Annotated in this window: 18 protein-coding genes and 1 pseudogene; 4 read left to right on the forward strand and 15 right to left on the reverse strand. The window is 42.4% G+C overall.

Annotated elements, in window-relative coordinates; translation table 11 throughout:
• Positions 1 to 235: 235 nt before the first annotated feature.
• Positions 236 to 2,197 (forward strand): hypothetical protein, encoded by a 1,962-nt coding sequence (locus tag Q4546_RS03595; RefSeq protein ID WP_303445696.1) that lies wholly within the window; start codon positions 236 to 238, stop codon positions 2,195 to 2,197.
• 171 nt (positions 2,198 to 2,368) lie between these two features.
• Here the strand turns inward: Q4546_RS03595 and purF are convergent, their stop codons facing one another.
• The 9 genes from purF to fabB form a co-directional block, all read right to left on the reverse strand.
• A complete protein-coding gene (gene purF, locus Q4546_RS03600) occupies positions 2,369 to 3,880 on the reverse strand; it encodes an amidophosphoribosyltransferase (RefSeq protein WP_102476956.1) in 1,512 nt (503 codons plus the stop codon).
• 39 nt (positions 3,881 to 3,919) lie between these two features.
• Complete coding sequence (locus Q4546_RS03605; RefSeq protein WP_303445697.1) at positions 3,920 to 4,408, reverse strand: CvpA family protein; 489 nt, start codon at positions 4,406 to 4,408, stop codon at positions 3,920 to 3,922.
• A gap of 115 nt (positions 4,409 to 4,523) precedes the next feature.
• Positions 4,524 to 5,150: an SPOR domain-containing protein gene (locus tag Q4546_RS03610; RefSeq protein WP_102437449.1), complete on the reverse strand. Its 627-nt coding sequence runs from the start codon at positions 5,148 to 5,150 to the stop codon at positions 4,524 to 4,526.
• Positions 5,151 to 5,154: 4 nt separating this feature from the next.
• Positions 5,155 to 6,456 (reverse strand): bifunctional tetrahydrofolate synthase/dihydrofolate synthase, encoded by a 1,302-nt coding sequence (gene folC, locus Q4546_RS03615; RefSeq protein ID WP_303445698.1) that lies wholly within the window; start codon positions 6,454 to 6,456, stop codon positions 5,155 to 5,157.
• Positions 6,457 to 6,546: 90 nt separating this feature from the next.
• Positions 6,547 to 7,332 (reverse strand): tRNA pseudouridine(38-40) synthase TruA, encoded by a 786-nt coding sequence (truA, locus tag Q4546_RS03620; RefSeq protein ID WP_102437454.1) that lies wholly within the window; start codon positions 7,330 to 7,332, stop codon positions 6,547 to 6,549.
• Between the two features lie 143 nt (positions 7,333 to 7,475).
• On the reverse strand, positions 7,476 to 10,949 hold the full coding sequence (locus Q4546_RS03625; RefSeq protein WP_303445699.1) for a FimV/HubP family polar landmark protein: 3,474 nt from the start codon (positions 10,947 to 10,949) through the stop codon (positions 7,476 to 7,478).
• A 197-nt stretch (positions 10,950 to 11,146) separates the two neighbouring features.
• The gene (locus Q4546_RS03630) at positions 11,147 to 12,163 is read right to left on the reverse strand and encodes an aspartate-semialdehyde dehydrogenase (protein ID WP_102437458.1); all 1,017 of its coding nucleotides are present in this window, start codon (positions 12,161 to 12,163) and stop codon (positions 11,147 to 11,149) included.
• A 2-nt stretch (positions 12,164 to 12,165) separates the two neighbouring features.
• The gene (locus Q4546_RS03635) at positions 12,166 to 13,299 is read right to left on the reverse strand and encodes a 4-phosphoerythronate dehydrogenase (RefSeq protein ID WP_303445700.1); all 1,134 of its coding nucleotides are present in this window, start codon (positions 13,297 to 13,299) and stop codon (positions 12,166 to 12,168) included.
• 230 nt (positions 13,300 to 13,529) lie between these two features.
• Positions 13,530 to 14,741, reverse strand: coding sequence for a beta-ketoacyl-ACP synthase I (fabB, locus tag Q4546_RS03640; protein WP_076537142.1), 1,212 nt, complete (start codon positions 14,739 to 14,741; stop codon positions 13,530 to 13,532).
• A gap of 328 nt (positions 14,742 to 15,069) precedes the next feature.
• Here fabB and mnmC point away from each other — a divergent pair, with 328 nt between their 5' ends.
• Positions 15,070 to 17,076: an FAD-dependent 5-carboxymethylaminomethyl-2-thiouridine(34) oxidoreductase MnmC gene (gene mnmC / locus Q4546_RS03645; protein ID WP_303445709.1), complete on the forward strand. Its 2,007-nt coding sequence runs from the start codon at positions 15,070 to 15,072 to the stop codon at positions 17,074 to 17,076.
• Positions 17,077 to 17,109: 33 nt separating this feature from the next.
• Positions 17,110 to 17,649 (forward strand): hypothetical protein, encoded by a 540-nt coding sequence (locus tag Q4546_RS03650; RefSeq protein WP_303445701.1) that lies wholly within the window; start codon positions 17,110 to 17,112, stop codon positions 17,647 to 17,649.
• Positions 17,650 to 17,751: 102 nt separating this feature from the next.
• Here Q4546_RS03650 and Q4546_RS03655 read toward each other — a convergent pair.
• The 6 genes and pseudogenes from Q4546_RS03655 to prmB all read right to left on the reverse strand — a co-directional run.
• Positions 17,752 to 18,273, reverse strand: a pseudogene (locus tag Q4546_RS03655) (RNA methyltransferase); the annotation flags it as partial.
• Positions 18,274 to 18,291: 18 nt separating this feature from the next.
• A complete protein-coding gene (locus Q4546_RS03660) occupies positions 18,292 to 18,567 on the reverse strand; it encodes a YfcL family protein (protein ID WP_076537149.1) in 276 nt (91 codons plus the stop codon).
• A gap of 3 nt (positions 18,568 to 18,570) precedes the next feature.
• The gene (locus Q4546_RS03665) at positions 18,571 to 19,710 is read right to left on the reverse strand and encodes an ATP-NAD kinase family protein (RefSeq protein WP_102476951.1); all 1,140 of its coding nucleotides are present in this window, start codon (positions 19,708 to 19,710) and stop codon (positions 18,571 to 18,573) included.
• A complete protein-coding gene (locus tag Q4546_RS03670) occupies positions 19,707 to 20,873 on the reverse strand; it encodes an MFS transporter (protein ID WP_102519754.1) in 1,167 nt (388 codons plus the stop codon). The genes Q4546_RS03665 and Q4546_RS03670 overlap by 4 nt, the downstream gene beginning before the upstream one ends.
• Positions 20,873 to 21,967 carry a chorismate synthase gene (aroC, locus tag Q4546_RS03675; RefSeq protein ID WP_303445702.1) on the reverse strand — a complete coding sequence of 365 codons (1,095 nt, stop codon included), beginning with the start codon at positions 21,965 to 21,967 and terminating at the stop codon, positions 20,873 to 20,875. Before aroC ends, Q4546_RS03670 begins: the two co-directional genes overlap by 1 nt.
• Before the next feature lie 56 nt (positions 21,968 to 22,023).
• Positions 22,024 to 22,968, reverse strand: coding sequence for a 50S ribosomal protein L3 N(5)-glutamine methyltransferase (prmB, locus tag Q4546_RS03680; protein WP_102437472.1), 945 nt, complete (start codon positions 22,966 to 22,968; stop codon positions 22,024 to 22,026).
• Positions 22,969 to 23,048: 80 nt separating this feature from the next.
• Here prmB and smrB point away from each other — a divergent pair, with 80 nt between their 5' ends.
• Entirely contained in the window at positions 23,049 to 23,576 is a 528-nt protein-coding gene (gene smrB / locus Q4546_RS03685; protein WP_102437474.1) for an endonuclease SmrB, read from the forward strand.
• Positions 23,577 to 23,708: the final 132 nt, after the last annotated feature.

Raw genomic sequence — 23,708 nt, forward strand, 5'->3', positions numbered from 1 at the left:
CCAAAAACAACCAATAAAAATTTACTTTAATTTGTGATCTTAATGCAAAAACACATCGGGAGATTAAGCTTTAATTCAGAATGTTCAGCTAGGAGGTTTATATTCAAACTATTGAATATAAACAATTAAACTAGTAATACCCCTAGTTTGTGATCTAGTCAACAGTTGCCAAGCAATCTTTACATTACGCTCCAATTACCCATTAAGAGGTAAGAAAAACATTTTGGAGTATGAGATGAAATTAATGAGCAAATGTCGTGTTGCTTTACTTGTGGCTACTGCACTGGGGATGAGTGCTTGTAATGATGGTAAAGATGGAAACGATGGTCTACCTGGTGACCCCGGTGCACCTTGGGTACCACCAGTAGTGACCACATCAGCAGTAGCAAAAGTGATGGAATGGCAATATGCCGATGGCTTAGTTAATGTTGAATTTTCGGTTGAGAACCAAGATGGGGTTCCAGTAGAAGATTTAGATAAAGTCCAGTTAATGTCAACAATCAAAAATGAAGCAGGTTTACTTGCTGACACTGTTGATGTGACTTGGGTTGCGGGTGATGATAACGCACCAGGTACCTTGACCCATGCTGGTGACGGTATCTACAACTTATCTATGCCACATGAAGCTGCGACATCTGAATCAATTGGTACTGGCTATATTCGACCAGGTAATGGCGAAAATGGTATGCCACGTACTAAGCGTGTGATGTTTACTAAGAACGATCATTATGCACAAGTGAGCACCACAGATGATGCTAAATGTGTCGCCTGTCACGGTGAGTTTGAAGATGCTACAGGCAACGCAACTTGGGGCTGGCATCAGCATCACCATGCATTAGACAATGACCAAGAAGTTATTATTGTTGAAGCATGTCTAGTTTGTCACACTCAAACTGAACAAAAAGATGGCGGCTGGGCTCAAAACACCATGGCAATGCTAGGGCATGGCAAATTAGCTGATGGTGAAGGCGGTAAAATATCTTCTGGCCACGCTTCATTGGGTACAAGTTATTCAATGGATAAATACCGTTGTTCAACTTGTCACATTGACGATGTGGTATTTACTGCGTCACTCAATGGCTGTGCAACTTGTCATGCTGATTTACAAGATGCAGATAAAGATTTAGCTGTTAATCACAGTAACTTTACTGACCTTGATTGTGCAACCTGTCACAATTCGTTCCAACATGATCATGAAAATGGTAAGGCGCGTGATGAAGCATTAAACCGTTACAAGTTTGAAGTATTTTCAGTTGTTCGTAGCGAAGATAAAACTGCGATTGAAGTAACTGCAACCGCTACGGATAGCGAAGGTAAGCCAGTTGATATTCTAGCTATTACCGATGCATCTCCACGTGGCTGGGCAACAGTAGTTAAGAATGGCGAAGCAGTGCTTCCAGGCCGTGACGAAGGTCATGTGGCACGTTCAGTGGACGCTATGGCTGGTGAAAATGGTGAGGTAATTTATATCATCGAACACGCGCTACCCTATGTAGAAGGTGAAGTGTTATTCGGTGGTGTAGATGGTCGCATTACCTACACTGCTCGTTGGGGAGCTGAAAATGGGGCAAGTGCACCTATATCAGTATCGAACATCAAAGATGTCCGTCGTACAACCTCTGATGGCATGAAGTGTCTAACTTGTCACACTGAAGGGTTACAAGGTCATGGTGGTCAACGTGGTGGTTTTGACTTAGGTGGCGACGGCTGTGCGCAATGTCACTCTGCTTATAACTGGGCTCCAGGTAAAACACAGGAAGATGGAACTATAGGAGACTACGCGATGGCGTGGGGACCATTGGTTCACAACATGCACTTTGGAGCATACAAGCAAGACCGTGGTCTAAATGACATGCCAACAACCGACAGAAACATGCCGGTTGATTGTCAAGCTTGTCACACTGGTATGATTGACCTTGAAGATGTAGCACCAGCAGTTGTGTTAAACGGTATGGATGAAAGCAGTGTTTACGGTATCACGGCGATTTCTGCTAACTGTGCCACTTGTCATACTGGTGATGCTGCGAAAAATCACATGATACAACAAGGTGGTGATTTCAATGTGGCTATCACTCCAGAAGCTGATACGCACACGGGTGAAAGTGGCGACTTTGCCGTATTTGACCCAGCGCCTATCACTGAATCATGTTCTGTGTGTCACTCCCCTGCACGACTAGCAGAAGCTCATAATTATTAATATATTTATATTAGTAATTTGATAGTGACTCATCATCAATAAACCGAGCAAAATGCCTGAAGTGATTCAGGCATTTTTTTATCTGTAGTACTAGTTTCGATTACTGAAGGAAAAGAAAAACAAAAAAGCCAGCGGCTAGCTGGCTTTAATCAGTTACTTAGAAAGTATCGTTTAAGGATGACAAACGTTATGCATTTCTAAGTTAGTACCAATGTCTTTATTATTGGCTTTGGCATCATCATTTCGCAGTTGAGTCAGGTGATCCAAGTACGCCTGGTCAACATCGTTAGTGATGTAATGACCATCAAATACTGAGGTTTCAAAGCGCTTAATTTCTGGATTTTCCATTCCAACGGCTTCAACCAAGTCTGATAAGTCTTGGAAGATAATCCCATCGGCGCCGATGATTTTAGCGATTTCATCAGCATCACGGCCATGAGCAATCAACTCATTGGTGGTTGGCATATCAATACCGTAGACATTCGGGAAGCGAATTTCAGGTGCTGCTGAAGCAAAATACACTTTCTTAGCCCCAGCTTCACGAGCCATTTCAATGATTTGCTCAGAGGTGGTACCACGAACAATTGAGTCGTCAACTAACAATACGTTCTTACCAGTAAACTCAGTTTTAATCGCGTTTAGCTTACGGCGAACAGATTTCTTACGCTCTTGCTGACCCGGCATAATAAAAGTACGGCCAATATAGCGGTTTTTAACAAAACCTTGGCGATATGGCAGGTCCATTCCACGAGCAATTTCTAGGGCGATATCACACGAGGTTTCAGGAATTGGGATCACCACGTCAATATCATAATCTTCCCATTCCTTTTGAATTTTTGCGCCTAATTTAGCCCCCATGTTTACACGGCTGGCATAGACAGACACTTTATCAATACTCGAGTCTGGACGAGCGAAATAGACGAATTCAAAAATACAAGGTGCATAGCTTGGCTCAACCGCACATTGGCGAGTAAATAGTTGACCATCAAGTGAAATATAAACTGCTTCGCCTGGCGCAACGTCGCGCATCACTTCAAAGCCAACTGCATCAAGTGCCACTGATTCAGAGGCGACCATGTATTCGGTACCTGTTGGGGTTTCGTTCTTACCAAGTACTAAAGGACGGATCCCAAATGGGTCACGAAATGCCACTAAGCCTTGGCCAATAATCATCGCCGCAGCAGCATAAGCACCGCGAGTTTGTGCATGAACTTTCGCTATTGCATCAAAAACTTCATCAGCGCTTAAGGTTAAGCTGCGGGTTTCTTGCAGCTCATCAGCAAGCAAGTTTAATAACACTTCAGAATCTGAGGTGGTATTTACATGACGGCGCTTTTTGATCAGTCCTTCAGCAAGCTCAACTGTATTGGTCAAGTTACCGTTATGGGCTAAGGAAATACCAAATGGAGAGTTAACATAGAATGGTTGTGCTTCAGAGGCACTCGAGCTGCCTGCTGTTGGATAACGTACGTGTCCAATACCTGCATTACCTTGAAGGCGTTGCATGTGTTTGATTTCAAATACGTCTTTAACGAGTCCATTAGCCTTACGTAAACGAAATGCATTTTTGTCCACGGTCACGATGCCTGCAGCATCTTGACCACGGTGCTGAAGCACGGTCAACGCATCATAAATGGTTTGATTAACCGATGACAGACCAACTATTCCGACGATACCACACATGGGTAAGCTTCCTCATTGTAAGATGTTTTATATTTATATTTATATTTTGGGTACAAAGCTGGAGGTATTTTCCAGATAGTCAAAAAACCACTGAATAACCACACCAAATTGGGGTACAAGCTCTGAATCCGTCCACCAGTCTTGACTTGAAGCACCGGTAAACGCATCCAGAAAAAATAATATTGCGCTGACGATTAACGCCCCGCGAAGCGCGCCAAAGCACAAACCTAATACGCGGTCTGTGCCTGACAAGCCGGTTTTTGACACCAGTTGGCCTAATATGTAATTAACTAAGGCACCAAGAATGAGAGTAGCGATAAATAAAATAGCAATTGCAACGCCATTTCTAAGCATTTCGTCATTCATCTGCGTTAGGTGAACAGCGAGATCTTGATAAAATTGGCTAGCAACAAAGAAAGCAGCGAACCATACCACTAGCGACATGGCTTCTTTGGCAAATCCACGTATCAAACTGATAACAGTTGATAGGCCGATGATAATGAAAATAGCGTAATCAATCCAAACCATTGAGAGAGGGATCCGGTATAGATGTTAAGACGGCGCGATTCTAACAGAGACTGAAAAGTTTCACACCTCTAGCAGAATAAATTGACTGTGCGCTGAAAAAAACAATGATGAATAGTTAGTTTTCTAGGGGATTGTATTGCACAATCTTGCCTTGAAGACCGGTTATTTTCTGTATTTTTTGTTGATAACTTTTCAGTTTATCTGCTGAGAGTTCAGGGCCGACAAACACTTTTGTTAAAGAACCATCAATCGGTTTAGTCGGTAATGTATAAGCGGTAAAACCATTAGTGCGCAGCTTTTGAACTAAGCCTTCAACATTTTTAGCGTTATTAAAACCACCCAACTGCAAGGTAAATCCCGCTTTGATGGGCTGAGCTTGTTTTATGGCTGATTTAACAGTTTCAGGCTTTGAGGTTACTGCTGTTAATGCGGTTGCGGTGTTGGCGCTTGTGACTGACTTTGTTCCACTGTCAGTTTTAGTCGCTGGCGTAGTGCTGGTTTTTTCTGAAACTTGAGCTAAATCTTGGGTTGCTGCAATCTCTTCAACTTCAAAGGTTTCAGGAGTGTAACCCTCGCCAATTTGATCGCTTGCTTGCTCAGTAATCACTGGGCGTAAAGGAATTTCTGTAAACTCTTCAACTTGGCGCTGCTTTTTACCGTCTAATAAATCAGGTAAAAATATAACCCCAAGAGCAACGATCACTATGGTGCCAACTAAACGGTTTTGAAATTGACCAGACAAATCTTTATCCCTTTTTTAATAATTCACTAAACGCTGCCACAGTGTAAAATGAGCCAAAAACAATTACTACATCATCTGCATTTATATTTGACTTAATACTGCACCAAGCCAAATCCATTGAGTCAAATTGTGATGCAGACAAGCTTGTATTTAACTCCTTGGCTAATGTTTTAGCATCATTTCCGCGCTCAACCGGTAATGATACAAAGTTCCATTCATCAATACTGTCTTCAAGCTCCTTTAAAACTGCAGCGGCATCTTTATCTTTTAACATACCGCATAAGGCAATAATGCGCGCAGGCTTAAAGCCTTGCAGTTGCGTAGCAAGGTATTTCGCAGCATGGGGATTATGTGCTACATCAACCCACACTTTTGGTTGTTCTAGTACTTGCTCAAAGCGGCCTGACAAACTGGCATTGGCAATGCCCTGTTTAATATCGTTATCACTGAGTTGTGGGAAAGCCTGCTCAATAACAGCAATGGCAGTGGCGGCATTGGCTAAAGGTAATCTCGGTAATGGTATAGCCTCTATGCTGCGATTAGCACTGCTATAGTGCCAAGTTGAGCGGTTATCTGTGCTAGTGTCATTTGCAATAACATAGCTAAAGTCTTTATTAACACTATAAGCATACGCATTAATCGCTTGGGCATATTCGGTTATGGAATTAGGGCAATCAGGTTCGCCAATCACCGCTAAACACTCAGTTCTAAATACTCCTGCCTTTTCACGGCCGACTAGCTCTCTGGTATCACCTAGATACTCTTGATGATCAATATCAATCGAGGTAATGACACTGACATCGGCATCAATAATATTGGTTGCATCTAAGCGACCACCTAAGCCCACTTCCAGTAAAATAATCTCAGGTTTAGCCAGCTTGAAAATATATAATCCTGTTAAGGTGGCAAATTCAAAAAAGCTTAATGAGATCTCAGCGCGGGCATGTTCAATGACACTAAAGGCTTCAATAATTTGCGCATCTGTCACGTCAATATGATTAAGCCTTACGCGCTCGTTAAAGTTAACTAAGTGCGGCGAGCTATAAACCCCAACCGTTTTACCGGCTTGCAAAAATACCGCCTCAAGCATGGCGCAAGTGGTACCTTTGCCATTGGTTCCGGCAACGGTAATCACTTTAGAGTCAGCTAAGGACAATAGACTTAAACGCTCAGCAACGGCCGTTACTCGGGTTAAGCCCATATCTATTTCAGTGGGGTGAATCGATAATAAATAATCTAACCATTGGGACAAGCTTGCGTCTTTTGCAGGCTTAACGGTTAATTGCGTGTCATTATCTGTCTTCATTGTATCCCTTTTGAATTTGTCCCATGCTCACATTGTTGTTTCGTAAACAGTAAAAATGCGACTATTTAGCGATCAGTAGCAGCTAAGTGTCTAATCTTGCATAAATAGCGGCCCCATTGGCGGCTTAGGTAAGTTGTAGTGCTCTGGGTAAGTCACATCCACCAGATATAAGCCATTGGGCTTTGATGTCGGCGCGGCAAATTTTCTATCTTTTAATGCTAGAAGTTCATTAACCCACTCAATTTTTTGATGTGACTGGCCGATTTCAAGTAAGGTGCCAACAATATTACGCACCATATGATGCAAAAATGCATTGGCTTTAATATCGATAATAATGAATGTTCCTTGACGAGTGACATTAACAAATTCAATGGTTCTTACCGGGCTATGGGCTTGGCACTGTAATGCTCTGAAGCTGGTAAAGTCATGTTCACCAACAAACAATTGCGCGCCTTGGTGCATCAAATTGTGATCCAGTGGGTAGTGATAATGGGTTAAACCCTTATTTAAAATACCCGGTCTAAATTCACTGTTATTGATAATATAACGATATCGACGTGCAGTCGCTGAAAAGCGAGCATGGAAAGTCTCATCCACTTCTTTCGCCCAGCGGATTGCAATATTATCAGGTAGCTTGGCATTAACGCCTAATGTCCACGCTGACATCGCTCGATTAGCTTGAGTATCAAAATGTATGACTTGACCTGTTCCATGTACCCCAGAATCTGTACGTCCCGCACAGATAATTTCAATCGGTTCATTGGCAATTGATGATAACGCCGCTTCGATTTGCGCTTGCACAGAATCAACTTCTTTCTGTCTTTGCCAACCAAAATATTGACTACCATCGTATTCGACGCCTAAGGCCACACGCATTGATTAAACCCTCTAATTTTAAGTGCGCGCATTTTATAACAAATTAACTGAAGATGTAATGCAAAAGCACAACCCACTGTCAGAGTCTGTATACCTGATACAAAAACGGCGCAGTTAACTGCGCCGTTTTATGTACTTTATGATTAGCTTATATCATTCAGTAGTTTTGAGGCTTCACTTTGTTGGCGTTCATTACCGTCAATTTTGACTTCAGTGAGTAATGCTTTGGCAGCATCTTCATCTTCAATCTCAATGTAGGCACGGGCCAGATCTAATTTGGCATTAACTGAATTTTCTTCGTCATCAACATCAATCATTTCCGCATTGCCAATAAGGGCATTAACTTCGCCCATATCCACTTCAACATCTTTGTACTGATCGCTTACTTCAACTATTTCATCGGCATCATTTAATAATACGTCAATATCGATGAAACCGTTTTCTTGTTCAAAGGTATTAAGAGTCTCTTCAGATGGTGTTGATTGCTTTTCTTCAGCGTCAAGGGCTGCAAGGGCTTCATCAACAGTTAAATTATCTTCAGTAAGAGAATAACTGCCATCATCTGCACTATTAACTTCATCTGCACTATCAACATCATCTTGGTTGCAGGCTTGTTTAAATAATTCTGACTCCCAATCTAATTTGGCCGGCTCAGCTTTTTTTGATTTTAGATCATCAAAAAAGCCTGACTCTTTTGGCTCAAATTCAGGGTTTTCGTTAAGCTTGCTGTCATGGTCAGTGTCAGTGTCTTTATCAGCGACTGTGTCTGGAGCTGCATCAGTTTCAGCTAAGTCATCATCAAGTGCTGACAGGCCTGCCAGCATGTTATCAAATTCAGCTTCAGAGCCTCTTTCGTCCTCCGAAAACTCATCGATTGAAAATAATGGCGGTTCATCATCCTCGGCGAGCTTATCGACATCAAAGTCTGCCAATAACGCATCAAGATCGTCGGCATCTGTATTGCTATCGTTATTAGACTCTGTTGATTTCTCAGCCGCTAATAACTGGTTAACGAGGGGATCATCGTGCTGATCATCATCTAGGCCAAGAGTGACATCATCACCAGAGGCAAATGTGAGTGGCTCGGCTTGGCGCGTATCTGTATCTGCAAGGCTGGCTTCTGGCTCATTATTCATGTCAGCAAGCAAGGCATCTAAATCGGCATCCGATGTGGTGGCGTGTTCGTGCTCGCCTTGTTCCTGCTCAAGCTCGGCGGCAATTTGCGCGGCGAAATCATCTGCCCCAGTAAATGACTCTTCAGGCTCTGCTGTCTGTTGAGGTAACTCGGTTTGTGTTTCTAAATCTGAAATGAGTGTGTCAAGATCGCTATTGTCGCTATCAATTTCAAGCTCTGATTCAATTTGGGCTAGCTCAGAAGCTAATTGCTGCTCGACATCGACATCTGAAGTGGCTAGCGGAGTAAACTCTTTTTCAGGATCGACTGTTGCCAGTAACTCATCAAGATTCTCGCTGTCATCTAATGTGGTGGCAACATCGCTTTCTAATTCAGCTGCAATTTCGGCAGAAAAATCTTCTGCCCCTTCAACATCATCAGTAACGTCGATGGTTGCAAGTAAGGCGTCAATATCATCAACTGAATCATCAACTGCGCTATTGGCAGATTCATCAGCCTGTGTATCGACAACATTTGATGATTCAGGCGCTAAATCAAAGTCAGCTAGTAAGCTGTCGATGTCATCTTGAGTATCTGTTTCTGGCGTTTGCTGTAAAGATCCGCTATCTAATTCACCGTCTGCTTCACTGCCAGCTTCGGGTATAGCTTCATCTGCCGGTAAATCAAAATCTGCCAGTAAGCTGTCGATATCATCTTGGGTATCTGTTTGGCTTGGTTCTGGTGCGACTTCAAATTCAGCTTCTGCAGCAACTTCACCAGCATTATCCGTCGGTAAATCAAAATCTGCCAGTAAGCTGTCGATGTCATCTTGGGTATCTGTTTGGCTTAATTCTGGTGCGACTTCATATTCATATTCAGATTCAGATTCAGCTTCAGCTTCAGCTTCAGCAGCAACTTCACCAGCATTATCCGTCGGTAAATCAAAATCTGCCAGTAAGCTGTCGATGTCATCTTGAACATCTGTTTGGCTTGGTTCTGGTGCGACTTCAGCTTCAGCTTCAGCTTCTGCAGCAACTTCACCAGCATTATCCGTCGGTAAATCAAAATCAGCCAGTAAGCTGTCAATGTCATCTTGGGTATCTGTTTGGCTTAGTTCTGGTGCAACTTCAGTAGTATCCTCTGCTGGTAAATCAAAGTCTGCAAGTAAACTGTCTAAATCTTCTTCGTCTGTTTGTTTAACTTCTGCTGATTCATCAAGACCGTCAAGTAAGCTTTCAAAATAGTCTCCTTCGTCTTCTATAGACGCCAATTCGACTTCTTGCTCATTCATGGCTTCAGACCACAAATCATCTAGTGAGGTGCCTTCAGCTATTTGTTCGCTAGCCTTTTCATCTTCGATATACATATCAACATCATCAGCACCATCTAAAGATAATTGCGTTTCGTTGGTGATATCTAGATCAAGCAAATCTTCCGTAGAGTCTTCTTCATCTAAATGAATCGCTAAGTCATTGAGATCGTCAATATCATCCGTAACGGCTAATGATTCAGCCACTGCAGCTTGTGGGCCTGCCATTGAGGCTAAGGGTTCTGAACTAGTTTCAGCTTGAGGTGTTTCATTGATGCTTTCATCCTGCTCATTTTTACGGCGCATCAGCCAGAAAATAATCAGAAAGATTATAATAAGCGGTAATGCCGCGATAACGGCAAGCAATATCATGTTGTCAGCAATTGACCGCCAAAAGTTAGTTGGCTGCTCAATGACTGTTGGCTTAGCATTTTCAGCAACCAATAACGCGTAGGCCGCTTCAAGTTCAGTGTGCTTTTCAGAAAGTAATTGTAACTCTTCTTGTGAGACAGAAAGCTGCAAAGACAGCTCTTTTATCTTCGCTTTTAAGGCAGCGTTGTCAGCGTCCTTAATCATTAACATATCTTCTGAACGCGCCAATTCATCGGTTAAAGATAAACTTTTACTTTGTGCGTTCTCGAGTTTAACGGTTAACTCATCAATGAGAGGTTGGTTAACCTCGACTGTATTTTTAAGTGTTTTTTCAGCTACGATGGCTAACGGTTTTTGAGCTGAAGTTGCGCTCGTTTGCCCAGCACTTACCGCAGGCTTTTGCGGCGCTTTGACCGTTATATTGGCATTCGCGAAGCGTTTATCATTATCTTCAGCCCGAAGCTTGGCATCCGCTTTGGGGATTTGCGCCATCACATCTGCAGAAGGGACCAACAGCGTCATCCCCCGCTCTAAAGAATTATAATTATCACTGCTAAAGGCATGGGGATTAGCATCAAAAAGTGCCGCCATCACTTGGTATATGGTGATACTTTGATTGGGCCTAACCTTTTGCGCAATACTCCAAAAAGTGTCGGCTGAAGTTGTAGGACCATATTGACGGGCAACGATAGAATTGACTTCGCCGTTGGGGCCGGTAATTTTTAGCGTCTGAGCATGGACAGGCTCAACCGTAGAAGAAGCAGAAACAGCGGCCAAAGCACAGGCCATTATGCCAACAAAATAAGCAGTACGAAGAATCATCAATCTTTCCTTTGAGCGCTATGGGGTTGTCATCATGACAACTGGCTTTAGGCAATTGTATTTATTAGTTTTAGTATTCATAAGACTATAAACCAGATTTAATTACCCTGCTACTGTGAACCACGCTAAAATGAAAAAAGCCTGCAGGCTGCAGGCTTTTTAATCTAAATAGCTCTATTTATAGGGATATTATCGTATTAATAATAATCTCTAATCAAGACTTCGGCTATTTGAACACTGTTTAAAGCAGCACCTTTACGGATGTTATCGGCAGTCACCCATAAATTTATACCGTAATCATGAGAAATATCTTTTCTCACACGGCCAACAAATACTGGATCGGTACCTGCAGAGTCTGTCACTACCGTTGGATAATCTTCATCATTTTCAAATAACACGATACCTTCAGCATCACGTAGGACGGCTTTTACTTCTTCTGCCTCAACAGGTTGGCGAGTTTCAAGGTGCACTGCTTCTGAGTGACCATAAAAAACAGGAACACGCACCGCTGTTGGATTAACCACGATATCGTGATCACCAAAAATCTTTTGCGTTTCCCACACCATTTTCATTTCTTCTTTGGTGTAACCATTGTCCATAAACACATCAATTTGCGGTAATACGTTAAAAGCAATTTGCTTTGGGTATACTTTATTTTCAGCTGGTAAACCTTGAAGTAGTTTGGCCGTCTGACCCGCTAATTCTTCAATAGCTTGCTTACCTGAACCTGATACAGACTGGTAAGTTGCCACGTTAATACGTGAAATACCAAATGCATCATAAATAGGCTTTAGCGCCACTAACATTTGAATGGTTGAACAGTTAGGATTAGCAATGATATTACGATTACGGAAGTCTGCGATGGCCTGCGGATTAACTTCTGGTACCACTAATGGCACATCGATGTCATAACGAAAATGTGAGGTGTTATCAATCACCACACAGCCATGCTCTGCAGCAATCGGGGCCCACTTAGCTGAGACGTCACCACCTGCGGAGAAGAATCCAATTTGAGCCGTGCTCCAATCGAACGTATCCACATCTAGAATTTCGACTTGTTTACCATTAAAGCTAACGGTTTCACCTGCACTGCGGCTACTGGCTAATGGGTATAAGTTTGCAACCGGAAAGTTTCGCTCTTCAAGGATCTCAATCATAGTTTGACCCACTGCGCCCGACGCACCTAAAACAACAACATTAAATTCCTGTGACATAATTAACGCTCGACTCCTGAAAAACCTAATTTATAGACCCAATTTACCTTACAAGCACCCGTGTTGACTAGCGACAATGCACTAAATTCACGTCGATGAGTGTGATTTTTTCTCATATGATCGAAGCCATTGTGATTTAGAAAGGTTTTTCTAAATAATTCGTCATCATCTTTGAGGTTATAAACCTGTCTAGCAAGGGTAAGTAACTGACTTTCTGTCGGTTGCTCTGCCACGGATAATTGATTAATAAAAAATGACGGTAACAGGCTCGATACTGATTTCTCATGGGGCAACTTTAGGATGTCACACAATTTTTCAAACAACATAAAGGTGCCCCGAGCTTTGCCTTCTAAGCTATATCCAGCAATGTGAGGAGTCGCAAATTCAGCTAACGGCACCAGCTCAGCCATTGGGTGTGGCTCACCTTCCCATACATCTAAAACCAGTTTTAAATCGTCACGTTGACGCTTAACTTTTATCAAGGCTCGGTTATCAATGACCTCACCTCTGCAGCAATTTAATAACCAGGTATTTTCTCTTAGCTGCAGTAATCGAGCTTCATCGAATAAATACCAGGTTTTATCTGCGCCTTCTTTGGTAATCGGCACATGTAAACTGATGATGTCGGCTTGCTCGATTATGGTATCTAATGACACGAACTGGCGTTCATCCGCAGAACTTTTTTCTAAAATAGGATCACATAACAGTACTTTCATGCCATAAGCGTTTAGGCACTTTTCTAATGCTGAACCGGTATTACCCGCACCGACAATGCCAACAACTTTATTTTTTATTGGCTGCTTAAAGCGTTTAGCCAATTCAAGCATGGCGATAAAAGCATACTCGCCCACCGCTGTGGCATTGCATCCAGGGGCATTAGTAAACGGGATATTACGCTGCTTAAGATAGGCTAAATCAATATGGTCGGTACCTATGGTGGCACTGCCAACAAACAGTAATTTGTTTGCTTTAGACAATAAGCCTTGATTGACCTTAGTAACTGAACGAACTAGCAGCACGTCAACATCAATCAGTTGCTCTGGTGCTAATGAGCGACCATTTACGCGCTCAATTGTCCCTAGGTGCCCAAATAAGGCTTCCACATAAGGCATGTTTTCATCGGCAACGATTTTCATAAGTGTAATTAGCCATAAATACTGTGATTATCTGCTTATTCTATCAAGTTATTAGAATGCATAGGTATCAATGAATTAGAAATATTGTTTTCGAGCCGCATTGATTAGCTATGTGTAAAAATAGTTTTAATCTGCTTTAAAGGTCAAAAAACACAAAAAAGCCTTCTAGTCTGTCGACTAGAAGGCTTTGATTACTTTATACGAACGACTAATAAAGTCGCTGTCTAAGCTTATTTATACTTGCGCATAACCAAAGTGGCATTAGTGCCACCAAAGCCAAAGCTGTTGCTCATCACAGTCGTTAGCTTTGCATCACGATACTCAGTGACTAAAGGAATACCAACGGCTTGTTCATCCAAGGTATCGATATTGATACTTGGTGCAATAAAGCTATCTTCCATCATCACTAAGCTATAAATGGCCTCGTGAACACCGGCTGCACCTAATGCATGGCCAGTCAATGATTTAGTTGATGCAACTGGAGGCATGTCTGTCGGAAAAACCTCACGCAAAGCTTCAAGCTCACGCACATCACCAACTGGGGTTGAAGTACCATGAGTATTGATATAATCAATTGGGGTATCAACATCAGCTAGCGCCATTTGCATACAACGCACAGCACCTTCACCTGACGGTGCAACCATGTCGTAGCCATCAGAAGATGCGCCATAACCAATGATTTCCGCATAGATTTTTGCGCCACGAGCTAATGCATGCTCTAACTCTTCAACGACAACAATCCCGCCGCCACCAGAGATAACAAAACCATCACGGTCAGCATCGTAAGTACGTGAAGCCTTTTCAGGCGTGTCATTATACTTAGTTGACAATGCCCCCATAGCATCGAAGCCCATGGTTAGGGTCCAATCTAGTTCTTCTGCACCACCAGCAAATACCATATCTTGCTTACCCATTTGAATAAGCTCAGCTGCATGGCCAATACAATGTGCTGAAGTTGCACAAGCAGAACTAATTGAATAATTCATACCTTTAATTTTAAATGGGGTCGCTAAACAAGCACTCGCCGTACTGGCCATAATGCGCGGTACAATATAAGGGCCAACACGTTTTACGCTTTTTTCACGTAAGGTGTCAGCTGCTTGTACTTGATTTTTAGATGATGCGCCGCCAGTACCGACCACTAAACCCACGCGATGGTGAGAATACTGCTCTTCTGTCAAATTAGCATCACTGATTGCTTCTTGCATTGCAATATAAGCGTAAGCTGCTGCGTCTCCCATGAAGCGTAATGCCTTACGGTCAATATGCTCAGCAGGGTTTAATTTGATATCCCCCCAAACATGACTACGTAATTTCATTTCTTCAAATTGATCTGAATGGGTGATACCACTACGTCCAGCTTTCAATGACTCTGTCACTTCTTGCTTGTTATTACCGATGCTAGAAACAACACCTAAACCTGTAATTACGACTCTTTTCATTTTATGCTATCCATTTTGTACATGTCAGTACCTAATTTTGCTGTGGCAATGATATCCGCTTTAGATGAATAAAGTGGTCAGCTTTCAGCAAACACAGGTAAAATAATCTCAATTGAATCATTTTGAGTAACGAACTTTGACCAAATTAACCACTGACTTCCTTTTTATAGACCGAGATTGTGCAACATTTTCGGCAAAATATCCAAGTAGTTACTGTCAAAATCCTGATTATGCCTCTAGCATAAGGCATTATCATCAAACTGTCCTGTCTGATGCAGCAGTCTCAAATAAAACCTTATCGATTGCTCAAATAGGCTTCGGTATTGGTATGGAGCTCATGTCACTATGGCAGTTATCTCTAACAAAAAACCAAAAAACACTGCTCAGCATATTTGAACCTAATCCTATAAATTCAGCTGAATTAGGCTTTTTACATCAACATCTTGATAAACAAGATCCATTTTATGAATTAGCCTTAGTCCTTCAGCAAGCTTGTATCGCCAAAATATCTGGTTGCCAAAGATTGGTGTTAGCCAAAGGTTTATTCACTGTTGATCTGTATTTCGGTTCATTGTTAGAAAATTGCCAAGGTATTCCCAACGCCGAAAAAATGTTGATATCAAACTGGCATTGCTTACCTCATACGATTACAAGCCAATATATAGATCAATACCTTAGTGAAAAGTTACTGTGGCAAATGGGCAGACTGAGTGAAGATACAGCCAATATTCACTATTTTGACTCTGCCAGTGACAATGATAACGCAACGAGCTTTAAACAACTTAACCTATTAGCCAGCAGAAGCGGTTTTGGCGTAAATAATATTTTTAACCAGAAAAGTGAATGTCAACCTGATACTCAAAAACACGATTCTATTGCCTTACAAGAGCGCCAAGCGCTGCGCCGCAGTACTGATAGCCATTACGCCTATTGCTTGAGCCCTTGCAGTGAACATCATCAAAGCAGTGACGACACTATCGCCATTATTGGTGGCGGTATAGCTGCAGCCCATTTGGCGTTATCACTGATTGAACGTGGGCAGAGTGTCACCATTTATTGCAAAGATAACCAATTGGCTGATGGCGCATCGGGTAATAAGCAAGGCGCTATTTATCCCCTACTCACTCCTGATAACAACCTGATGAGTCAGTACTTTCAACAAGCTTTTTTATTCAGTCGCCGTAGGTTGCAGCAATTAACAGCGTTAGGTCACCAGATTGACCATCAATTTTGTGGTGTACTGCAAACTGGGTTTGATGAGCGCAGTGATGCCAGACTGAATAAAATTATGCTTGGTCAGCAGTGGCCAAAAGAAATTGCTTTTAGTGTTAACGCTGAGCAAGCCAATCAACTGGCAAGAATCGACATCAACAAAAATGGCTTTTACTATCCTTGGGCTGGTTGGATCTGCCCTTTTGAATTTGCTCAGGCAGCCATTGCTCATGCCACTTCAGTTGCAGAAAACAATGGCTGTAAATTAATAATTAAGCTCAACACTAAAATTAACAGCCTTGAGCGCGTTAACAGCCTTGAGCGAGTTAACAGTCCTGAACGGGTTAACAGCCTTGAGCACGACATTGACTTAACACAAGATGGCAAAGTGCCCTCTCAGAGTGCTTACTGGCAACTTAACGCCAGTCATGACAACGAGCAACATGATAGCTTTAGGCATGGTAAAGTCGTCATCGCTTCAGGGGCTCAATTAACTGATTTTAAACAAACTAAATTATTACAGGTCACAGGCTTTCGTGGCCAAGTGAGCCATATACCCAGCCAAGGTGAACTGGCTCAACTTGATACGGTGATTTGCGCCCACGGCTATCTCACTCCCAGTAATAATCAGCGCCACTGTGTTGGGGCAAGCTATGTAAAGTCGCCCGATAATGTAGATTACAGTCCCACTGAGCAATTAGAAAATGCCCAAAAAATGCATCAGAGTTTTCCTGAGCGTAACTGGCTGTGCGATATTGATGTATCAGCTGCCAGCGCCAGAGTGGGCGTTAGAATGGTTACTCGTGATCATTGCCCTATGATGGGACTCGCCCCTAATGTTGAAGCCATTTATGCCCAATATAATCAGCAGCCATTAGAGCAACATCAGCATAGTCCCGCTAGCCGAAAGTTTTGGCAGCAACACCAAGCACCAAGCTATGACAATTTATTCATTTTGGGAGGACTAGGCTCAAGAGGCCTAAGTTCTGGGCCTTTAGCTGCAGAGGCATTAGCGGCAATGATATGCAATCACACGCCACCACTTAGCTATGAAATGCTGGCAATGCTTAACCCCAATCGAATGTGGTTAAGAAAGTTACTCAAAGGTAAAGCGTTAAGCTAATTGAGCGTTTTAATTCAATCGACAGAGATAACAATGAATCATCTAATCCATCAAGCTTACGAAGGCGAGATTTACGGCATTGTATTTTTTAGTTACTTTGAAAATGTTGACGATAATGATGAGCAAAATAAGCTCTGGAAGGCGTTAGTGGAAGTAGAAACGGTTACCGCAGAGTTATTACTACAGCATCTTTTGAAACAACCTCAAAAATATGTGTTTAAAACCGCTGAATTAACCGCACAAGGCGATGACGATGCCAAAAAGTGGATCGACTTACCTTGGCTTGAATTAATGCAGACCTTAAGCCAATGGGTTGAACCTTATGAAGTAAAATATCGACAATGGTTACAGCAATGTCAGCTTCAAGATAGTCAAGAGAGCCGTCAATTAGCACCGACATTTGAACTTATAGCAGAACATGAAACTGCAATTTATCACTGCTTACAAGCTGAGCTAACTCGAGCCTATGCACAAGCAGAAACTCAAGTAGCAACACAAGTAACAACACAAGTAGCAACACAAAAAAGTGGCTTGGAATATTTAAGCTCTTTTTTGAACAAATACAACCAATAGCCACTTAAGCATCTAAAAATCAGGCATAAAAAAGCTCAATAGGACATTATCTTATTGAGCTTTAGTTATTACCAGGCTATTAACGCTGATCCAATTAACCGTTTACTTTTTTAGCCAAGTTTTGACTTTGGTACGATTATTATTGTCGCGACTTTCACGAATTAATTCATCGTCTGCCGCTATTTGAGTACTTTTTGATAAGCGGTCATAAAGCAATACATTCACTGACGCAGCTAAGTTCATACAACCGACAGTTGGCACATAAACCACATCATCCGCGGCATCGATAATTTGCTGGGGTATGGTGCCATCTTCAGGGCCAAAAATATAAAATGCATCTTGCGGGTGCTCAAACAAAGGCAGCGGCGTTGCGCCAACCACTAGATCAACACAAATGATTTTTGCGCCTTGTGGCACTTGCTCAAGTAAAGACTCAACAGCGGTGAGCGGAATAGTAGCGGCCGCATTTTTGGTATCGATGTCATATTGCGCTTCACCAGAACGTGCCGCCAATGCATAACGATTGCCAGTGTAAAAAACCGAATTAGCTCGGTAACAGCCAGCAGCGCGCATAATGCCGCCAACATTTACTGGTGTTTTTGGGTTAACAAGCCCAATTGAAACAGTTTGCTTAGTCATAGATTATTTAATGTCGCTAATAATTTGACGAAGCTGTAACCATGCAGCCTTGACTAGACTGAAATCTGCTTCATCTAGTTCATCGTTTGCTAGCGCTAAACAATCGACCATTTTATCATCTAATGCATCGATGCCAGAAGTCTGCTCTTGCTCAAGCTGTGACAATACAACAGCGATATGGCCTTGCAAATAACCACTGGCAAATAACGCATCATCATCGCCATGGGCAACGTTACTTTCAATCCATGACTCTAATGCAGCATCATATTTTTCTAACATGGTTTAGCTCTCCGATAAATCTGGATTTGCCACTTGGTACATCACGTAATCGTGGTATCCAGTAACAATTTTATAATAGCCCGTAAGCTCTCTATCTAATTCTGGGTCGCCACTATCCACAATTAATGGCCTGCCTTCAAGTGCTTTTAACTTAGTTTTTGTAGCAAGGATAATAATATTGTCTTTACCAACTTGTTTTATTAGCTCTGGAGACAACTGCTGATTACCTCGACCTAATATGTGGCCTTGACCGCCAATGAGGGTAATAACCAGTTTTGTGGGTTTATGCTGAGTAAGCTCAATTAACTGCTTAGCAGTAACATCACTGGCTACTAAGGTTTGATCATGAATCACATCAACACCTAATAAGGTGTTATCGATATTGAGGTCTTCCATTAACGCAGCAACAGTAGAGCCACTGCCTATGATATACAGCTCATCTTCCATCTGACTAATCACATCAGCTGCGATATCAGCTAACACCAGTTCATCGACTTCCTTGCCGCCCATTTTTACCGCTTGAATATAACGTGGCTCTGCAGGCACCTGCATTTCACCGTATCGTTTAGCTTTTACCACACCTTGCCTAAACGCCACTTCATCAATATCCATCACGTCAGCGTCCATCAAGCTCACCAATTCACGTTTTAACAGCATTTCAACCACAACACCGGCAGCATGGGGGGTAATCGCATACACCCCAGAGTGAATCTTAACCCCAGCAGGCACACCTAACACAGGTAAAAGCGCAGTATCATCTTGCTCAATGACACTATAAATATCTCTGGCAGTGCCGTCACCACCGGCAAATAACAGTAAATCTAACGATTCATTGATCAGTGCTTTAACGGCTGATTGAGTGTCTTTAGCTTCGGTTATATTCGCAGACTGATAAACGCACTCAGTATTAAACCCAAGCTGTTGGGCTAAATCATGCCCCATCGCGCCGGATGCGGTAATAATATCGATTTGATCTTTAAATGGCAGCACAACCTCTAAAGCTTGTTGCATTCTAAGCTGCGCTTTGGGCTCAGCGCCTTTTGCAATAGCTTGCGTCGCAACACCGTCAGAGCCTTTTAACCCGACACTACCACCTAATCCAGCAAGCGGATTGATAATCAAACCTAAACGAAAACGCTTCACGAAATAACGTCCTTTTTTTTCTCTGAAATGGCCATAACGGCAAGCATAGATAAAAATGCACACATAGCGGCAAAAATCCAAGTATTGGTAGAGCCAGAACCATCACCCCAAATAAGCCCGCTTATCCAAATACCGAGCGCGCCACCAAAACCAAAGCTGATACTGGCGTACATGGCTTGGCCTTTGCTGCGATGGGCAATATCAAAATTACGATGAATAAACTGAATAGAAGCCGCATGGGTTAAACCAAAAGTAAAGGCATGCAGCGCTTGGCTAATGGATAAAATTAAGATGCTATCAACCCCATAAGCTAACAACAACCAACGAACAGCCGTTAATGCCACACTGAGTAGCAGTAATAATTTAACCCCAAACCGACCCAGTAACCTTGGTGCTAGCATGAACATTAAGATCTCGACCACAACACCAAAAGCGACAAATAACCCCGCGCTCGCTTCAGAGTAACCCGCTTGCTTTAGGTAAAGTACGAAGAAGCCATAAAATGGCCCAACACTCATCTGTAATAATAAGGCTGAGACTAAAAACCAAAATATAGGCGCGGTAATTTTTAAAGGGGGCCTTAAAGATGCGTCAGCAACGTTGACTCGATTAGCAGGCAACGCCAAGGAACACAAAAACATACCGATGAATAACAGCATGCCAATTGAGGGCAATATGTCAGCGCCAAACTGGCTGATAGCAAAGCCACCAGCCACCACTAAACAAATGTAACCGACACTGCCCCAGCTTCGAATCGCGCCATAGCGATGCGCTTCATCACCCAAACTTTCAAGGGTAATCACTTCTAACTGAGCGAGAATTGCATTCCAAAAAAAGGTATAGATAAACAAGCTAATGGCAAGGTAAACCACACCAGCATCAAAGAAAAAACTGATGTAAGTTATCGCCGCGGCAGCTGATCCAAACTTAACTAACTCACTGCGCATGCCCGTTCTATCAGCGACAAACGCCCAAACGTTAGGTGCAATGATGCGTGTTCCCATGAGTATTGCCATGAGAAAACCAATTTCTTGCGCATTGTAGCCTCGGTTATCGAAAAACACACCGAGATAAGGAACCATTAAACCGAGGATGGAAAAGAAAAAGAAATAACAAGCACTGAGCCAAACTGCTTTTGGCTCAGTGCTTAACAAATTAGGCATTACTTCATTCCGATGACAGGGGTTTGGGAAACCACGTCCTGATTTTGCGCGCGATGACGAAGTAAGTGATCCATCAATACGATAGCCAGCATGGCTTCGGCAATCGGTACAGCACGAATACCAACACATGGATCATGACGACCTTTAGTGACCACATCTGCTGTGGTACCTTGAGCAGTCATACTTTGACCAGGTACTGAAATACTAGAAGTTGGTTTTAATGCAATATGCGCAACAACAGGCTGACCAGAAGAAATACCGCCAAGTACTCCGCCCGCATGGTTAGACTCAAATCCTGCTGGCGACATTAAATCACGTCCTTCTGAGCCTTTTTGGGTTACCACACCAAAGCCATCACCAATTTCAACGCCTTTAACCGCATTGATACCCATTAACGCATGAGCAATATCGGCATCTAAACGGTCAAATACTGGCTCGCCTAAACCAACAGGAACACCTGTTGCTGCCACGGTAATTTTAGCACCGACTGAATCGCCAGATTTTTTCAAATCACGCATGTATTCGTCTAGTTGCTCAAGCTTACTGGCATCAGGGAAGAAAAAGGCATTTTGCTCAACTTCATTTAAATCAACTGATTCAGCGCAGATAGGACCTAGCTGAGACATGTAACCATGGATTTCAATACCATGTACTTGCTTTAAAAATTTTTTAGCTACAGCGCCAGCAGCAACTCGCATCGCCGTTTCACGCGCTGATGAACGTCCACCACCACGATAATCACGCAAGCCATATTTTTGCTGGTAAGTGTAATCAGCATGACCAGGACGGAATAAGTCTTTAATATTTGAGTAATCTTGGCTACGTTGATCGGTATTTTCAATCAATAAGCCAATCGATGTACCGGTAGTTTTATCTTCAAATACCCCTGACAAAATACGAACTTCATCAGCTTCGCGACGCGCGGTGGTATAACGAGATGTCCCAGGGCGGCGACGATCGAGATCATGCTGCATATCTTCAACGGTTAACTCAAGCCCTGGAGGGCAACCGTCAATAATACAACCTAACGCGACACCGTGACTTTCTCCAAAGGTAGTCACTACAAAGTTTTGACCAATACTATTTCCTGACATGCGTTCTGATTACCTCAGCTAAATTTTATGCTAATAGCTATTATTCACTATCCCTATTATTCACTATCTTTGTAGATGGCGAAAAGTGATTCATTTTCAACTAGCTGATCATAAGTCAATACAAACACGCCGTCGCCGCCATGTTCAAACTCAACCCATGTAAATGGTACGTCTGGGAACTGCTCAATTAAATGCACCATTGAGTTACCCACTTCAACCACTAACAGACCATCTTTTGTTAGGTAGTCTGATGCATTAGCTAAAATACGCTTGGTTAAATCTAAACCATCACGACCCGATGCCAGCCCAATGGCAGGCTCATGATGATATTCATCTGGCATATCGCCAATATCTTCTTCATCTACGTATGGTGGATTAGATACGATCAAATCGTACTGCGGCCCTTTTGGGATAGCAGAAAACATATTTGACTGAATAGGGAAAACCCGATCTAGCACGTCTAAGGATTCAATATTAATTTGAGCAACTTCAAGTGCATCTTCACTGATATCTAATGCATCGACTTCTGCATCTTCAAATGCATAGGCACACGCAATTGCGATGCAGCCACTGCCGGTACATAAATCCATCACACGATGAACTGGCTTGTTATAAAGCCAAGGGCTGAAATTATTGTTGATCATTTCAGCAATTGGAGAACGTGGTACTAACACACGTTCATCAACATAAAACTCTAAATCAGCAAAGCGTGCTTTATTAGTCAAATATGGAACAGGTAGACGCTCACGAACACGGCGAATAATTAATTCCACTATTTTATGCTTTTCACTGCTGGTTAAATTGGCATGAACCACTTGCTGGCCGATTTCTTCAGGAAGGTGCAGTGCGTAAAAAACCAAAGCAATCGCTTCGTCCCAAGCATTATCAGTTCCGTGACCATAATAAATGTTGGCATCGTTAAAACGGCTAACGGCCCAACGTAACATATCGCCAACGGTTCTTAATTCGGTGACAGCTTCATCTACAAAGATTTTATCCAAAACATCGCTCCTGAAAAATTGTTCCCGCACATTGTAACTGAAGTCTATTAAGATGACCTAGAATTCAATACAATAGCAGCATGAATAAAGAAAATAACCCTGACTTTGCACTGTTTTCAGAGCACTTGGATGGTATTAGGCCATTAAACCAAGATAAGCATCATTTTAAACAGTCAGTCAAAACTAAACAACAAGTCGAAATCAAAGAACAGCAGGTTTATGCCGACAGTTATTTTTCAGATAACTATCAGCCGTTACTCCCCGTTGAAGGGCCGATGCGCTGGTTAAACGATGGTGTTGAAAAGATTGAATTAAAACGACTTCGCCGTGGTGATTACCAACCTGACTTGTTACTTGATTTGCACGGCATGCGACAAGCTGAAGCTAAACTTGAGCTTGCAGCCTTAATACAAGCCTGTGTGAAACAGCATGTTATCTGTTGCTGCGTCATGCACGGCTATGGCTCAGGGATTTTAAAACAGCAATTACCCATGTGGCTGGCTCAACACCCAAAAGTCAAAGCCTTTCATCAAGCCACCAAAGAATGGGGCGCTGATGCTGCGCTACTGGTATTGATTGATATTGGTGAGCATCCCCATAGAAGATAGCGGCTATTTACAGTTAATAACGACAAGCATTTAAATAATTATCTTGAGCCAAAACTAAAAAGAGCCTTAAAAGGCTCTTTTATATTAAATACTCAACCAAGATTCAATAACTGCAGTTACCAATCACTCATT

This window comes from Shewanella sp. 4_MG-2023, from assembly GCF_030548015.1.
GTDB lineage: Bacteria > Pseudomonadota > Gammaproteobacteria > Enterobacterales > Shewanellaceae > Shewanella.

What these genes read in the sequence shown, in the direction of transcription:
- Q4546_RS03595 (WP_303445696.1), top strand. Translation starts at nt 236, where the DNA reads ATGAAATTAATGAGCAAATGTCGTGTTGCTTTACTTGTGGCTACTGCA.
- purF (WP_102476956.1), bottom strand. Translation starts at nt 3,880, where the DNA reads ATGTGTGGTATCGTCGGAATAGTTGGTCTGTCATCGGTTAATCAAACC.
- Q4546_RS03605 (WP_303445697.1), bottom strand. Translation starts at nt 4,408, where the DNA reads ATGGTTTGGATTGATTACGCTATTTTCATTATCATCGGCCTATCAACT.
- folC (WP_303445698.1), bottom strand. Translation starts at nt 6,456, where the DNA reads ATGAAGACAGATAATGACACGCAATTAACCGTTAAGCCTGCAAAAGAC.
- truA (WP_102437454.1), bottom strand. Translation starts at nt 7,332, where the DNA reads ATGCGTGTGGCCTTAGGCGTCGAATACGATGGTAGTCAATATTTTGGT.
- Q4546_RS03625 (WP_303445699.1), bottom strand. Translation starts at nt 10,949, where the DNA reads ATGATTCTTCGTACTGCTTATTTTGTTGGCATAATGGCCTGTGCTTTG.
- Q4546_RS03630 (WP_102437458.1), bottom strand. Translation starts at nt 12,163, where the DNA reads ATGTCACAGGAATTTAATGTTGTTGTTTTAGGTGCGTCGGGCGCAGTG.
- Q4546_RS03635 (WP_303445700.1), bottom strand. Translation starts at nt 13,299, where the DNA reads ATGAAAATCGTTGCCGATGAAAACATGCCTTATGTGGAAGCCTTATTT.
- fabB (WP_076537142.1), bottom strand. Translation starts at nt 14,741, where the DNA reads ATGAAAAGAGTCGTAATTACAGGTTTAGGTGTTGTTTCTAGCATCGGT.
- mnmC (WP_303445709.1), top strand. Translation starts at nt 15,070, where the DNA reads ATGGAGCTCATGTCACTATGGCAGTTATCTCTAACAAAAAACCAAAAA.
- Q4546_RS03650 (WP_303445701.1), top strand. Translation starts at nt 17,110, where the DNA reads ATGAATCATCTAATCCATCAAGCTTACGAAGGCGAGATTTACGGCATT.
- Q4546_RS03660 (WP_076537149.1), bottom strand. Translation starts at nt 18,567, where the DNA reads ATGTTAGAAAAATATGATGCTGCATTAGAGTCATGGATTGAAAGTAAC.
- Q4546_RS03670 (WP_102519754.1), bottom strand. Translation starts at nt 20,873, where the DNA reads ATGCCTAATTTGTTAAGCACTGAGCCAAAAGCAGTTTGGCTCAGTGCT.
- aroC (WP_303445702.1), bottom strand. Translation starts at nt 21,967, where the DNA reads ATGTCAGGAAATAGTATTGGTCAAAACTTTGTAGTGACTACCTTTGGA.
- smrB (WP_102437474.1), top strand. Translation starts at nt 23,049, where the DNA reads ATGAATAAAGAAAATAACCCTGACTTTGCACTGTTTTCAGAGCACTTG.